This is a genomic window from Arthrobacter sp. BI5 (genome assembly GCF_056680065.1).
The window spans coordinates 2,982,590-2,996,989 of sequence record NZ_CM155264.1; the positions used below are offsets into that span (position 1 = coordinate 2,982,590).

Here is a 14,400-nt window from a genome sequence, read left to right on the forward strand (position 1 = left end):
CCGGACGGCAGCTTGGTCAGCGCAGCGGAACGATGTCCTCGACGCCCAGGCGTGCGGCGTCCGCGGACTCGTCGTCCGGTTGCTCCTGACTCAGCCGTTCGGCGTCGACCCGGGCCAGGTAGTGCTTGATTTCGCTCTCGCGCTGCGCATCGCTCCAGCCGAGAACCTCACCGATCAGTTTAGCGACTACCGGCGCGGCGGACACACCGCGGTCCCAGGCCTCGATCGAGATGCGGGTGCGGCGGGTGAGCACGTCCTGGACGTGGCGGGCTCCCTCATACCTGGCCGCATAGACTGCCTCGGCCGCCAGGTAGTCGTCGGCTCCGGGCAGCGGCTCGGCAAGTTCAGGGTTCTCTCCGATCAGCGCCAGCACCTCCGGAGCCATGGAGCCGTAGCGGTTGAGCAGGTGTTCGATCCGCGCGACGTGGACGCCGGTCTCCTCCGCCATCCGGTTCCGCTTGTTCCAGGCGGCTTTGAAGCCGCTGGCGCCCAGCAGCGGGATGGATTCGGTGCACGACGGCGGGACGCGTTCGTCCATGCTTCGGGTCGCCTCGTCCACGGCGTCCTTGGCCATGACCCGGTATGTGGTCCACTTGCCGCCGGCCACGACGACAAGGCCGGGCACCGGATGCGCCACGACATGTTCGCGGGACAGCTTGGCCGTCGAGTCGTTTTCCCCGGCCAGCAGCGGCCGCAGCCCGGCGTAGACGCCCTCGACGTCTTCGCGGGTCAGCGGCCGCTTGAGGACCTTATTGACGTGCTCGAGGATGTAGTCGATGTCCTTGCTGGAGGCCGCCGGATGCGCCTTGTCCAGGTGCCAGTCGGTGTCGGTGGTGCCGATGATCCAGTGCCGGCCCCAGGGAATGACGAACAACACCGACTTCTCGGTCCGCAGGATCAGGCCCACCGTGGACTGGAAACGGTCCCGCGGCACCACCAGGTGGATGCCCTTGGAGGCGCGGACCTTGAGCCGGCCGCGGTCCGTGACCATCGCCTGGGTCTCGTCGGTCCAGACGCCGGTGGCGTTGATGACCTGCTTGGCCCGGATGTTGAAACTGGTGCCGTCCTCGTGGTTGACCACCTTGGCGCCGACGACCCGTTCGCCCTCGCGCAGGAAGTCCACCACCGCCATCTGGTTCACCGCGTGCGCGCCGTAGTAGGCCGCGGTGCGCACGAGGTTCGCGACGTATTTCGCGTCGTCGACCTGGCCGTCGTAGTAGCGGATAGATCCGACGAAGGCGTCGTCCTTGAGGCTGGGCGCCGCGCGCAAGGTGCCGCGCCGGCTCAGGTGCTTGTGGAACGGGACGCCGCGGCTGTGCCCGCCGGTGATGGACATGGCGTCATAGAGGGCGATGCCGGAGCCGACGTAGGGCCGCTCCACGAACCGCTTGGTGAGCGGGTAGAGGAACGGGACCGGCCGGGCAAGGTGCGGGGCGAGGACCGAGAGGATCAGGCCGCGTTCGTGCAGCGCCTCCTTGACCAAGGCAAAGTCCAGCATCTCCAGGTACCGGAGGCCGCCGTGGATGAGCTTCGAGGACCGCGACGACGTTCCTGCCGCCCAGTCGTTGGCCTCGACGATGCCCACGCTCAGGCCGCGGGTCACGGCGTCCAGGGCGGCACCGGCGCCGACAATGCCGCCGCCGACGATCAGGATGTCGAGTTCCTTGCCGGGCTCCGTTGTGGCTTTGAGGGCCGCCAGGGACGCCTCGCGTTCCGCGGGCCCGAGTGCGCCGCCTGCCTTGGGAGCCCCACCGGGAAAACTGTTCATCTCACGCCTCCATCCGGATCAAACCTCGTAGTGCACCACACTACTTCCAAGTTCTCCGGTTGGGCAGGGCCTGAGCCGGCCCGCGCAGCGCCTAGTTTCCGGCGTAGGGCGAGACGACGACGTCGACCCGCTGGAATTCCTTCAGGTCCGAGTAGCCCGTGGTCGCCATCGAACGGCGCAACGCGCCAATCAGGTTCGAGGTGCCGTTGGTGTGGTGGCCCGGCCCGAACAGGACCTCTTCGAGGGGTCCGACGGTACCGACGTTGGCCCGGTCGCCGCGGGGAATTTCGAGGTGGTGGGCCTCCTGGCCCCAGTGCCAGCCCTTGCCGGGGGCCTCTTCGGCGCGGGCCAGGGCGCTGCCGAGCATCACTGCGTCGGCGCCCATGGCGATGGCCTTGACGATGTCGCCCGAGGTTCCCATGCCGCCGTCGGCGATCACGTGCACGTAGCGTCCGCCCGACTCGTCCATGTAGTCTCGGCGCGCGGCCGCGACGTCGGAGATGGCGGAGGCCATCGGCGAGTGGATGCCCAGGGCGCGGCGGGTGGTGCTGGTGGCTCCGCCGCCGAAGCCGACCAGCACGCCGGCGGCTCCGGTGCGCATCAGGTGCAGGGCCGGGGTGTAGCCGGCCGCCCCGCCGACGATCACCGGGACGTCGAGTTCGTAGATGAACTGCTTGAGGTTCAGCGGCTCGTGGTCCTTGGAGACGTGCTCGGCCGAGACGGTGGTGCCGCGGATCACGAAGATGTCGACGCCGGCGGCCACCACGGTTTTGTAGTGCTCCTGGGTGCGCTGCGGGGTCAGGGAGCCCGCCACCGTGACCCCGGCGGCGCGGATCTCAGCCAGCCGCGAGGTGATCAGTTCCGGCTGGATCGGGGCCCGGTAAAGCTCCTGCATGCGGCGGGTGACGGCCGGGCTGTTGGTCTCGCTTCCCAGGGCGGCGAGCTGGTCCAGGACCGGCTGCGGGTCCTCGTAGCGGGTCCAGAGGCCTTCCAGGTCGAGGACGCCGAGTCCACCGAGGCGCCCCAGCGCAATGACCGTGTCCGGGGACATCGCGGAGTCCATCGGCGCGGCGATGACCGGCATGTCGAACTTGTACGCGTCAATCTGCCAGGAGACGGACACGTCCTTGGGATCGCGCGTACGGCGGTTGGGGACGATCGCAATGTCGTCCAGGGAGTAGGCACGACGCCCACGCTTGCCACGGCCAATCTCAATCTCGTAAGTCACGTGCCCACTTTACTTGACCCTGCCCCGGACCCGACATTTGGCCCCCGCCCGGCCCGGCGGACGGCCGGGAGCTGGCCGCCGGGCACACCGCCGGGACGGGCGGAGCGGCCAAAGCCGGTCTGGATAAAGCGATAGTGCACACTGACTTGACAGTGTTTGTCAATAGTTTACAAAACGTGAAAATGCCCTTACGTTTACTTTCGGCCAGCCGGAGATTTTACCCGGCAGCCTCCACACACCCCGTTCCGGGTATTCCGCAATGCCCGGTGATAGAAAGCAGAACCCATGGGAAGTGCATCACTCAGGAAGTCCCGCGTCCTGGCCCTGTCGCTGGCCGCCGTCGTCGGCACCATGACGCTCGCCGTCACCCCGGTGGCCGCCGCCCCCGCCACCGGACCGATCGCGACGGAGAACGTCCCGGCGCCGGAGGTCAACGCCGGCGAGTCGTACACGCAGTTCATCGTCAGCTTCAAGAAGACCGCGGGCAACTCCACTCCCGGCGGAAGGGCGAACGCCTGGGGCAAGGCCGCGAAGCAGCAGGGGGTCAGCGTGCGTGAACTGCGCGCCCTGGCCACCGGCGGAACCCTGATCGCCTCGGACAAGGCGCTCTCGGGCCAGGCGGCCAAGGACTTCATGGAGGCGATCGTCGCTTCCGGGGCCGTCAACGCCGTCGAACCCGATGCCCGGATGACGGCGGTGCTGACACCGAACGACACCCGTTACGGGGAGCAATGGGACTTCACCGGGGCCAACGGCATGCGCATTCCCGGCGCCTGGGACGTCTCCACCGGGTCCGGGTCCACCGTTGCCGTGATCGACACCGGCATCACGGCACACCCGGACCTGGACGCCAATGTGCTGCCGGGCTACGACTTCGTCTCCGACGCCACCGCGGCGCGGGACGGCAACGGCCGCGACTCCAACGCCCAGGACCAGGGCGACTGGTACGCCGCGGGCGAATGCGGCCAGAGCGCGGCAGCCAATTCCTCCTGGCACGGCACCCACGTCTCCGGCACCATTGCCGCTGTCACCGGCAACGCCGCGGGCGTGGCCGGGGTAGCGCCGAACGCCAAAGTCCTCCCGGTCCGGGTGCTGGCCAAGTGCGGCGGGTCCCTGTCCGACATCGCCGACGCGATCATCTGGGCCTCCGGCGGCACCGTGTCCGGCATCCCGGCCAACGCCAATCCGGCCAAGGTCATCAACATGAGCCTGGGCGGCTCCGGCGCCTGCGGCACTACCTACCAGGCGGCCATCGACTCCGCCGTCTCGCGGGGCACCACCGTAGTGGTGGCTGCCGGCAACAGCAACCAGGACGCCTCCGGCTTCCGCCCGGCCAACTGCAGCTCGGTGGTGACGGTCGCCGCCAGCAACCCCAGCGGCACCCTCTCTTACTACTCGAACTACGGCGCGACCGTGGACCTTACCGCCCCGGGCGGTGACACCAGCGTCAGCGGCGGCGGCATCCTGTCCACGCTCAACACGGGAACCACCACCCCATCCGCGGCGGGCTACGCCAGCTACCAGGGCACCTCGATGGCCACCCCGCACGTCGCCGGACTCGTGGCGCTGGTGAAGTCCAAGTCCGCCGCGCTCACCCCGGCGCAGGTCGAATCAACGCTCAAGCAGGGCACCCGGGCCATGCCGGGCGGCTGCACCAAGGGCTGCGGCGCCGGCCTCTCGGACGCCACGGCCACCATGGGCCTGCTCGGCGGAACCACTCCCCCGCCGTCGGGCAACCTGCTGCTGAACCCCGGTTTCGAAAGCGGCTCGGCGTCCTGGACCTCCGATCACGCGGACACCTTCGAAACCGGCACCAATGCCCGGACCGGCAGCGGCTTCGCCGGACTGAACGGCTGGGGCCAGTCGACGTCGTACCGGCTGGACCAGACCTTCTCCATCCCGTCCTCCGTGAGCGGCTCCAGCCTGTCCTTTTACCTCAAGACGCTGACCGATGAGACCACCACCGCGACCGCCTACGACACCCTGAAGATCCAAGCCGTCAGCGGCGGCGTCACCACAACGCTGGCCACCTACTCCAACCTGAACAAGTCCACCGGGTACGTGCTGAAGACCCTGGACCTGTCCTCGTTCAAGGGCAAGACGGTGACGCTGCGCTTCCTGGGCGTGGAGGACTCCTCGCTCAAGACCTACTTCTTCGTGGATGACACCTCGGTGACCACCTCGTAGCATCAGGCCGCGCAGGCAGGAATGGGCATGTCCTCCCTTCCCGGGGGGACATGCCCATTCTTTGTGCCGTGGAGTGGACATAGGGCCACTATGTCCACCGGACGTGGCCGGCGGAGGGCATGTCCCCGGCTCAGGCCGCCGGGCTCAGACGCCCTCGGCCTCGTCCACCGCCAGTTGCGACTCGAACATCCGGAAGTAGCGGCCGCGCAGGGCCACGAGTTCCTTGTGCGTGCCTTGCTCGACGATCCGGCCGTCCTCGAGCATGTAGACGATGTCCGCTTTTTCGATCGTTGCGAGCCGGTGGCTGATGGCGATGATCGTGCTGCTGCGGTCGGCGAAGAGCCGGGTGAAGATCCGGTGCTCCGCCAGGGCGTCGATCGCCGACGTCGGCTCGTCCATCACCATGAAGGACGCGTCCCGGTAGAAGTTCCGGGCCATCGCCAGCCGCTGCCACTGGCCGCCGGACAGCCCGCTGCCCTTCCGGCCGCGGGGGTCCTCCATCCAGTTGCTGACGTGGTTGTCCAGCCCGTTGGGCAGCTTGTTGATGAACTCGAGGGCCTCGGCATCGGCCGCGGCCCGGCGGATCCGGTCGTCGTCGCGCTGCGCGTCGACGTCACCGAAGAAGATGTTCTCCGCCGCGGTGGCGAACTCGTATTTGAGGAACTCCTGGCTGAGCACCGCCAGGTGGCGGTGCCAGGACTTCACCTCGACGGCGGCGAGGTCGACGCCGTCGAGCAGTACCTGGCCCGAATCCGGGCGGTAGAGCCCAGCGAGGATCCGGATCAGGGTGGACTTGCCGGCCCCGTTCTCCCCCACCACCGCGATGTGCTGGCCCTGCCTGATGGTCAGCGAAATGCCTTTAATGACTTCCAGATCGCTGCCGGTGTAGGTGAACCGGATGTCCCGCAGCTCCACGGTCCGGGGCGCCTGGAGCAGCGGCGGCGCGTGCTCGGAGTGCACCGGCAGTGCCATGAACAGCTCGTAGTCCTTGAGGTTCGCGAGGTCCTCGTCGATGGAGCTGAGCGAGGAGACCAGGCTGTTGGCGGTGGAGAGGGCGCGGCTGACGATCTGCTGGACGTAGAGGAACTGGCCCACCGGCTGGGCGCGGGCAATGATCTGGCCCACCACCCAGATCAGCGACACCACCTCGGCACCGTACTGCAGGGCGTCGGCGGCGAGCTGTTTGGGGATGTAGCGCTTCTGGAAGTCCAGCCGGCGCTTTTCGTCCGCGTCCCGGAGCCGTGAGCGCAGGCCCATCAGGTAGCCGACAATCCCGTAGAGCCGCATCTCGGCGATGTGCTGCGGCCGCAGCAGGTTGGTTTCGATCATCCGGCGCTGCCGGCGCGAATCGACCTGGGTGTTCCAGTGCGCAATCTGCTCCCGGGAGAGCCTGAACTGCAGGTAGACGCTGGGCACGATCGCGACCAGCACGATCACGGCGATCCACCAGCTGACCAGCAGCAGCGCGCCGATCGCCAGGACCACCGAGACCAGCTGGGTGAAAATCGCGGCGATCCGGTCCAGGACCCGGGCGTAGGAATCGGAGAACCGCTTGGCCCGGTCGTACAGGTCCACCGTCTCCTTGTCGTCGTAGCGCCAGAATTCCAGGGCGAGGAACCGCTCGTACATCAGGTCCCCGACGATGGCGCCGACCCGGAAGCTCATCAGCTGCTGGATGTAGCGGTCCACGCTGCTGAACGCTCCCCAGAACAGGCCCAGCGCCGCGGTGATGATGACGTAGACGATGGCCTGCTGCCCGGCCGCGGCGTTGCCGGCATAGGCGGCCGCGAGCGCCGTCGTGGTCAGCGCGGCGAAGTAGGTGGTGACGAGCGGCAGCAACGCCGAGATCAGCGAGCCCACAACTTTCATCACGACGGCGGCGGGCGAGGCGCGGAAGCTGACCCGCAGCACCTGGGCCACCGCCCGGGCGTACGGACGCAGCGCCAGTTTGCGCTTGGGCTCGCGGGCGGGCAGGAGTTCGGACATGCCTCCAGCCTAGTTGCGGGCCCGGCGGCGGAACGCGAGAGGGCCACGGGACGAATCCCGTGGCCCTCTCGCTGGGTGCCCGTGAAGTGCCGGGCGGGTCAGCGCGAACCGTAGTTCGGCGCCTCCACCGTCATCTGGATGTCATGCGGGTGGGATTCCTTGAGCCCGGCCGGGGTAATCCGGACGAACTTGCCGCGCGCCTTGAGTTCGGGGACGGTAGGGGCGCCGGTGTAGAACATGGTCTGGCGGAGGCCGCCGACCAGCTGGTACGCCACCGAGGCCAGCGGTCCGCGGTAGGCCACACGGCCCTCGATGCCTTCCGGGATGAGCTTGTCGTCGCCGGAGACGTCAGCCTGGAAGTAACGGTCCTTGGAGTACGAGGTGTTCTTGCCGCGGGTCTGCATGGCGCCGAGAGAGCCCATCCCGCGGTAAAGCTTGAACTGCTTGCCGTTCACGAAGATCAGGTCGCCCGGGGACTCGTCGCAGCCGGCCAGCAGGGAGCCGAGCATCACGGTGTCGGCGCCGGCAACCAGGGCCTTGCCGATGTCGCCGGAGTACTGCAGGCCGCCGTCGGCGATCAGCGGAACGCCGGCCGGGATGGCAGCCTTGGCAGATTCGTAGATGGCGGTAATCTGCGGGACGCCGACGCCGGCCACCACGCGGGTGGTGCAGATGGATCCCGGGCCGACGCCCACCTTGATGCCGTCGGCACCGGCGTCGATCAGGGCCTGCGCGCCTTCTCGGGTGGCCGCCTGGCCGCCGATGATGTCCACATGCGCGGCAACAGGATCGGATTTGAGTCGGCGGATCATGTCCAGCACACCCTGCGAGTGGCCGTTGGCGGTGTCCACGAAGAGGGCGTCCACGCCGGCGTCGATCAGGGCCATGGCGCGCTCCCAGCCGTCGCCGAAGAACCCGATGGCGGCACCGACGCGCAGCCGGCCCTCGTCGTCCTTGGTGGCCAGGGGGTACTGCTCGGCCTTGGTGAAGTCCTTGGTGGTGATGAGGCCCTTGAGCCTGCCCTGCTCGTCGACCAGCGGGAGCTTCTCGATCTTGTTGGTGGCGAGCTTGTGCGAGGCTTCCTCGCGGCTGATGCCGACGTGCCCGGTGACCAGCGGCATCTTGGTCATGACATCGCTGACCAGCCGGATCGGGAAGTCTGTTTCCGGCACGAAGCGGGTGTCGCGGTTGGTGACGATGCCCAGCAGGCGCATGCCCTCGTCCACGACCGGCAGGCCGGAGACGCGGTAGTGCGAGCAGATCTCATCCAGCTCGGCCAGCGTGGCCTCGGGGCCGATGGTGAGCGGGTTGGTGATCATGCCGGATTCGCTGCGCTTGACCCGGTCCACCTGGTCGGCCTGGTCGGCGATCGAGAGGTTTCGGTGCACGACGCCAAGGCCGCCCTGGCGGGCCATGGCGATGGCCATCCGCGACTCGGTCACGGTGTCCATCGCGGCGGACAGCAGCGGCGTGTTCACGGTGATGCGCTTGGATATGCGCGAGGAGGTGTCCGCCTCGGAGGGGATGACGTTGGTGTGCCCGGGCAGCAGCAGGACGTCGTCATAGGTCAGGCCAACAAAGCCAAAGGGATCGTGTTCGGGCTGGGTCATGAGTGCGCCTCTTACCTTGGGTTTCTGGGGTTCACGGGTAGGGGTTGCAGCAGATGACCAGCCCGTCATTACGGGCATGGCCTGTGCAGAAGTGTTGTGTAAATACTAGAACCTTGGCGGCAATCCCCATATTCCGGGCAGCGAATGTGAGCAACGGCATCCGCCGGACGGCACCGGACGGCGCCGGCGGCGTCACTTCCAGCCGGTGGCCGCGAGCAGCCGCTTCTCGAACATCGGGATCATGCTCTGCACGTAGGTCTTGGTCAGGTGGTTGTCGTCCTTGTAGACGTACACGTTCCCGACGACGGCGGGGCAGGTCCCGTCCGCGCAAATGAAGTCGCTCATGTCCATCAGGTGCAGCCGGGCGACCTTGCCGCGGTAGGCGTCCAGCGGGGAGGACGCGGCCAGGGATTCCTGCAGCGGGACGTTGCATTCGGCAGCGTCGGTGCCCTTCGTCTGGACGCACTCGGGCATGTTGATGGTGAACCGCGGATTGTCGCGGATGCCGACTACCTCGATGCCGGCGTCGGTGAACGGCTTGATGCCTTCCAGGTACCCGGGCACCTCGGTTTCGAACGGGGCCTCCTTGTGCGTGAGCGAGGCGACCGTGAAGACGGCGTCGGGCTTGTGCGTCAGGACGTATGCGGAGCTGGCCTTGTTAAAGGCGTTGCAGTCGGCGTCGCGCTCGGGCGACTCCCCGCCGAAGCGGCAGTTTCCCTTCAGCAGGGTGACGACTTCCCAGCCGTGGCTCTTGGCGACGGGTCCCAGCGCGGCCATGTACTGCTGCGCGTGGGAGTCGCCGAGCACCACAATCCGCTTGGTCACCTTGTCCGGCTTGCTGTTCTGCAGGCAGCCCGAGAGTAGCGGGTCGCTGGGTACGTTGCCGTCGGTGCAGAGGCCGTCAATGTCGGCCCATTCGTTCTTCATGGCGGCCGGCGCGGGGATGATCTTGGCTTCCGGCGTCGGTTTGCCGGCGTTCTCCGGGGCCAGGGCGGCGGCACCCGGCGTCAGTTCCTTCGGCTGGGACGCGGCCGCGGCTTCGTCCGCCACGATGTGGCTCTGCCAGAGCGTGACCGGGCCGGCCAGCAGGGCACCGCAGGCGGCAATGACGACGGCGGTGCGCCAGGCGCGGCGCTGCGGCCAGTGCCATTCGCGCAGCGGCTTCTCGACGAACCGGGTGGTGAGCACGGCCAGGACCAGGGAGGCGGCGACGATCGCTAGTCCCTGCCACAGGTTCGGCGCGCTGAGGCCGGCCCCGGCCAGGGCCAGCACCAGCAGCGGCCAGTGCCAGAGGTAGAGGGCGTAGGAGTTGTCACCCAGGGCGACCAGCGGCCGCCAGGTCAGGAAGCGGTCGACGCCGAAGCGGCTGCCGCTCCGTCCGGCCACGATGATGGCGGCGGCAGCGAGCGTGGGCCAGAGGGCGATGAATCCCGGGAAGGAACGGTCCACGGTCAGCAGCAGCCCGCAGGAGAGCATCGCGGCCAGGCCCGCCCAGCCCAGCACCACGCGCAGAACCTTGCCCGGTTTCAGGTACGGCAGGGCCAGTGCCAGCAACGAGCCTAGCGCGAATTCCCAGAGCCGGGCACGGGTGTCGAAGTAGGCGTAGGCCTGGTTGCTGGCGGTCTGCTCAATTGAATAGAGCAGCGACGCGGCGAAGATGGCGCCGAAGGCCAGCGCCAGAATCAGGCGGTAATTCAGCAGCCGGTGGTCCAGGCGGGTCCAGCGGCGGAGCCCGCGGTGCAACAGGGCGGCGCCGGCGAACACGAGGGGCCAGAGCAGGAAGACCTGTCCCTGAATGGAGAGCGACCAGAAGTGCTGCAGCGGGCTGGCCCCGGAGTGGTCCTGGGCGTAGTAGTCCACAGCGGTGTCGGCGAGCAGCCAGTTCTGCTTGTACAACAGGGAGGCCCAGGCCTGGTCGAGGACATCCGGCCAGCGGCTGGCCGGCAGGATGGCCCAGGTGCCGACCAGCACACCAAGGACCACCACGACGACGGCGGGCAGCAGCCGCTTGAGCAGATGCAGCCAGTGGCTCAGGAGGCGCAGCGGTTTGCCGCTCTCCACCTTCCGGGCAAAGCTCAAGGTCATCAGGAATGCCGAGATGAGCAGGAAGATGTCCACGCCGCCTGAGACCCGGCCCAGCCAGACGTGGTACGTCACCACCATCAGGACGGCCAGGGCTCGCAGGCCCTGCACTTCCGGGCGGTAGCCCGATTTACGGCTCGCGGGAGAACCTGCGGCCGCGTGCTGCGGGCTGGCTGTGGTTCGCTCGTTCGACACGTGGGACCTCTCAGGCCGACTTCCAAAACATCAATGTTACCGAAACGTAATTTTCTTTGCCAATTGCCGGGGACGGGTTCCGGCCGGGATTCGGGCTGTTCGGCCCGCCGGCGCCGCTAGTCTGTAACGAGTCGAAGGAGGCAGCGAGTGATCGTGCAGGTGCGGATATGTGTCCCGGAGGAGCTCTCCGCTGCCGTGGTGGAATGCTGCTCCGGCGAACTCGGCGTGGCGGAGGTTGCCCTGCACCGCGGCGCCTCGGTGGTCCCGCCGGGCAACGTCATCCTCGTTTTCATGGCCCGGGAATCCGTCGAGGCCCTGATCGAGAAGCTACACGCCCTTAACGTCCAGGACATGGGGTCCATCGCGGTCATGACCCCCGAACTGGTCCTTTCCGACCGCGCGGACAAGGCTGTGGCGGAAGCACCGGGCGAGGGCGCGGACGCCATGATCTGGGATGAGGTGTCGCGGCAGACCGGCGAGGATTCCCGGCTCACCTGGAGCTACCTGGCGTTCCTGGTCCTGGCCACCCAGCTGGCAGCGATCGGGATCGTGACCGACTCGACCATCGCGATTGTCGGCGCCATGGCGGTGGGGCCCGAGTTCGGGCCGCTCGCCGCGCTGGCGGTGGCACTGGTCCGGCGGCAGTGGCGGCTGGGCCGCAGGGCGGCACTGGCCCTCGGTGTGGGATTCCCCGTCGCCATGCTGGCCGCGGCCTTCACCGCCTGGCTCTCCGTGCCGCTGGGGCTCTTTCCCGCCGACACCCTGGACCGCGGTTCGGCGGTGGATTTCATCTACCACCCGGGGCCCTATTCCCTGATTGTCGCTCTGCTGGCCGGCACTGCCGGCATGCTGTCGGTGATCAGCCGGCGCTCGGCGGCCCTGATCGGCGTCTTCATCTCCGTCACCACCGTTCCGGCCGCGGGCTTCGTGGCGGTGGCGCTGGTGCTGGGCGAGTACCAAAAAGCCGCAGGGTCCGCCCTGCAGCTCTTGGTGAACCTGACCGGGATCGTGGTCTCGGCGGTGGCAGTACTGCTGTTCTACCGGCTCATCACGAAGCGGCTGCCGCGCGATGCCGCGCGCCGGCTCCGCCGGGACGCCCAGCGGCTGAGGCCGCGCCGCTAAGCCGGCCCGCTATTCCCAGGCTGTGGACTCAAAGAGCCGCTGGCCAAAGACCGAGGACATGGAGGCGACGTAGCTTCGGCTCAGGTGGTTGTTGTCCTTGTAGACGTAGGTGTTACCCACCACCCCAGGGCAGGTTGTCCCGTCGCAGATCAGATCCGTCATGTCCACGACCGCCACGCCCGGCACCCGTCCCTGCAGCGCGGCAAGCGGGCTCTTCGCGGCAAGCAGCTCGCGCTGGGGGCGAAGGCAGTCTGGATTCCCGGGGCCTCTTTCAACCACGCATTCTGCAATGTTGAAGTTGAATCGCGGGTTGTCCCGGATCGCCACGACGTCAACCTTCCGCTCGTTCCAGTACGCTGCGGTGGCCTCAAGGCCCGGAATGAGCCGTTCGGCAGGAGACGAGGGAGCGGCCATAGTGCCCACCGTGATGATGGCGTCCGGCGGATTGGCCGTCACCTCATCCCGGACCGCCGCGTTGAACTTGTCGCAGCCGGAACCGGTGCGTTCCGCCAAGACACTGAACCGGCATCCGCCCTTGAGGAGCGAATACACCCGCCAGCCGTTTTGCTTGCCGACCGCATCAATGGCGGCGAGCCATTGCTGGGCATGGGAATCACCCAGCACGAGGACCGTTTTGGCGGCGTTCGCCGGCGCCTCGTTTTGGCCGCAGCTCCTGCGCAGCGTCGCATTCACCGGCTCCAGCTCGCCGCTGCACGGCCCCGGCAGGGTGGCCCAATCGTTGGGCAGCAGCGCGGGGGTCGGCAGGAGCGCGGCGTCGCTGTCGGCTCTGCTGACGAACCCCGGCAGCAGAGCCAGGGCGCCGGGGTTGTTCCGATGCGCCTGCGACAGGACGGCCTGGGCCTGGAAGTGCTGTAAGAGCTGGATCGCTGTCAGGGGCGCGGCCACCACGGCTAGGCAGAGGGCGACGGCGAGGGAGGCGCGCCGCCGTCGGGCTTCCGGCCAAGCCCATGACCGCCACGGTTTCTCCACGAAACGGGTGGTGAGGACAGCGAGCCCCAATGACACGGCAATGATGACGCTGCCCGAAAGCCAACCCGCCTGCTCTTTGCCGCTCCAGGCCAGGGCCAGCACCAGCACCGGCCAGTGCCACAGGTACAGGGCATACGAGTTGTCCCCGAGTTTCACGAGCGGGCCGGCGCTCAGCAGACGGTCCACTCCCCAGCGGCTCTGCGTCTGACCGGCCAGGATGACACAAGCGGCGGCCAACGTGGGCCAAAGCGCCGCGAAGCCGGGGAAGGCCCCCTCCACGTCCAGGATGAAGCCGCAGCTGACCATGGCCAGCACCCCGGCCCAGCCCAGGAACACGCGCACCGGCCGGGACAGAAAGGCCAGCCCCGGCAGGAACAGCGCCAGGAGCGTGCCCAGCGCAAACTCCCAGAGGCGTGCGCCGGTGTCAAAGTATGCCTGTGTCTGGCTCGTGGCCGTGTAGAAGACGGAAAACGCCAGCGAGGCCAGGAAGATGCCGGCGAAAATGTAGCTGAGAAGTGCCCGGTAGCGGAGCCTGTACCTGCGGGCCAAGAGGGCGGCGCCGGCGAAGATGAGCGGCCACAGGATGAAGACCTGCCCTTGGATGGACAGGGACCAGAAATGCTGCAACGGACTGGCCGTTGCGTGGTCCGCCGCGTAGTAGTCGACGGCGTCAGCCTGCAGCACCCGGTTTTCCACGTAGAACAACGATGCCCAGCTTTGGGAGACCACGTCCGGGAAACGGGTCCGGGGCAGCAGCAGATAGCTGGCGGCCAGTGCGCTGAGAATCACCAGGGCCGCCGCGGGCAGGAGCCGCCGGAACAGGTGGAGCCAGTGCTTGATCAGTGCCATCTGCGAGCCGCGCTCGTAGCGGCCTACGAACTGCAGGGTCATCAGGAAGGCCGAGATCAGGAGGAAAACATCGACCCCGCCCGAGACCCGGCCAAACCAGACATGGTACGTGACCACCATCAGCACGGCGAGCGACCGCAAACCCTGGATTTCCGGCCTGAACTTGCTCGCCCGGCCCTGGCGGGGCCGTGCGTCCGTTTCGCGCGGCGAGACGAGCGTTCCCGCTCCAGACATACAAACCCCTTAGAAACAACGCAAGACAGCGGAAGCCACTATACAACGCGCGGCTTTTGTCCAGAGGGCGACGGCGGCACCGGAGCCATCGGCGCCAGGACAACGCCGGCCGGCGCTGGCAAGCCCCAAGCAGCGCCGGGCACCAAAAA

Annotated in this window: 8 protein-coding genes; 2 read left to right on the forward strand and 6 right to left on the reverse strand. The window is 67.8% G+C overall.

Annotated elements, in window-relative coordinates:
• Positions 1-16 precede the first annotated feature (16 nt).
• On the reverse strand, positions 17-1,768 hold the full coding sequence (locus AC1MED_RS13705) for a glycerol-3-phosphate dehydrogenase/oxidase (RefSeq protein ID WP_479783800.1): 1,752 nt from the start codon (positions 1,766-1,768) through the stop codon (positions 17-19).
• 91 nt (positions 1,769-1,859) lie between these two features.
• Positions 1,860-2,996 (reverse strand): GuaB3 family IMP dehydrogenase-related protein, encoded by a 1,137-nt coding sequence (locus AC1MED_RS13710; RefSeq protein WP_346960266.1) that lies wholly within the window; start codon positions 2,994-2,996, stop codon positions 1,860-1,862.
• 285 nt (positions 2,997-3,281) lie between these two features.
• On the opposite strand from AC1MED_RS13710, the gene AC1MED_RS13715 reads away from it, so the two are divergent.
• Complete coding sequence (locus AC1MED_RS13715) at positions 3,282-5,183, forward strand: S8 family peptidase (RefSeq protein WP_479783801.1); 1,902 nt, start codon at positions 3,282-3,284, stop codon at positions 5,181-5,183.
• Positions 5,184-5,327: 144 nt separating this feature from the next.
• Here AC1MED_RS13715 and AC1MED_RS13720 read toward each other — a convergent pair whose 3' ends face one another.
• The 3 genes from AC1MED_RS13720 to AC1MED_RS13730 form a co-directional block, all read right to left on the reverse strand.
• Positions 5,328-7,169: an ABC transporter ATP-binding protein gene (locus AC1MED_RS13720; RefSeq protein WP_479783802.1), complete on the reverse strand. Its 1,842-nt coding sequence runs from the start codon at positions 7,167-7,169 to the stop codon at positions 5,328-5,330.
• 98 nt (positions 7,170-7,267) lie between these two features.
• Positions 7,268-8,779, reverse strand: coding sequence for an IMP dehydrogenase (gene guaB, locus AC1MED_RS13725; protein ID WP_346960269.1), 1,512 nt, complete (start codon positions 8,777-8,779; stop codon positions 7,268-7,270).
• 192 nt (positions 8,780-8,971) lie between these two features.
• Positions 8,972-11,056 (reverse strand): acyltransferase family protein, encoded by a 2,085-nt coding sequence (locus tag AC1MED_RS13730; RefSeq protein WP_479783803.1) that lies wholly within the window; start codon positions 11,054-11,056, stop codon positions 8,972-8,974.
• Between the two features lie 147 nt (positions 11,057-11,203).
• Here AC1MED_RS13730 and AC1MED_RS13735 point away from each other — a divergent pair, with 147 nt between their 5' ends.
• The gene (locus AC1MED_RS13735) at positions 11,204-12,178 is read left to right on the forward strand and encodes a DUF389 domain-containing protein (protein WP_479783804.1); all 975 of its coding nucleotides are present in this window, start codon (positions 11,204-11,206) and stop codon (positions 12,176-12,178) included.
• A 9-nt stretch (positions 12,179-12,187) separates the two neighbouring features.
• Here AC1MED_RS13735 and AC1MED_RS13740 read toward each other — a convergent pair whose 3' ends face one another.
• Positions 12,188-14,251 (reverse strand): acyltransferase family protein, encoded by a 2,064-nt coding sequence (locus AC1MED_RS13740; protein ID WP_479783805.1) that lies wholly within the window; start codon positions 14,249-14,251, stop codon positions 12,188-12,190.
• Positions 14,252-14,400 lie beyond the last annotated feature (149 nt).

What these genes read in the sequence shown, in the direction of transcription:
- AC1MED_RS13720 (WP_479783802.1), bottom strand. Translation starts at nt 7,169, where the DNA reads ATGTCCGAACTCCTGCCCGCCCGCGAGCCCAAGCGCAAACTGGCGCTG.
- AC1MED_RS13740 (WP_479783805.1), bottom strand. Translation starts at nt 14,251, where the DNA reads ATGTCTGGAGCGGGAACGCTCGTCTCGCCGCGCGAAACGGACGCACGG.
- guaB (WP_346960269.1), bottom strand. Translation starts at nt 8,779, where the DNA reads ATGACCCAGCCCGAACACGATCCCTTTGGCTTTGTTGGCCTGACCTAT.
- AC1MED_RS13715 (WP_479783801.1), top strand. Translation starts at nt 3,282, where the DNA reads ATGGGAAGTGCATCACTCAGGAAGTCCCGCGTCCTGGCCCTGTCGCTG.
- AC1MED_RS13705 (WP_479783800.1), bottom strand. Translation starts at nt 1,768, where the DNA reads ATGAACAGTTTTCCCGGTGGGGCTCCCAAGGCAGGCGGCGCACTCGGG.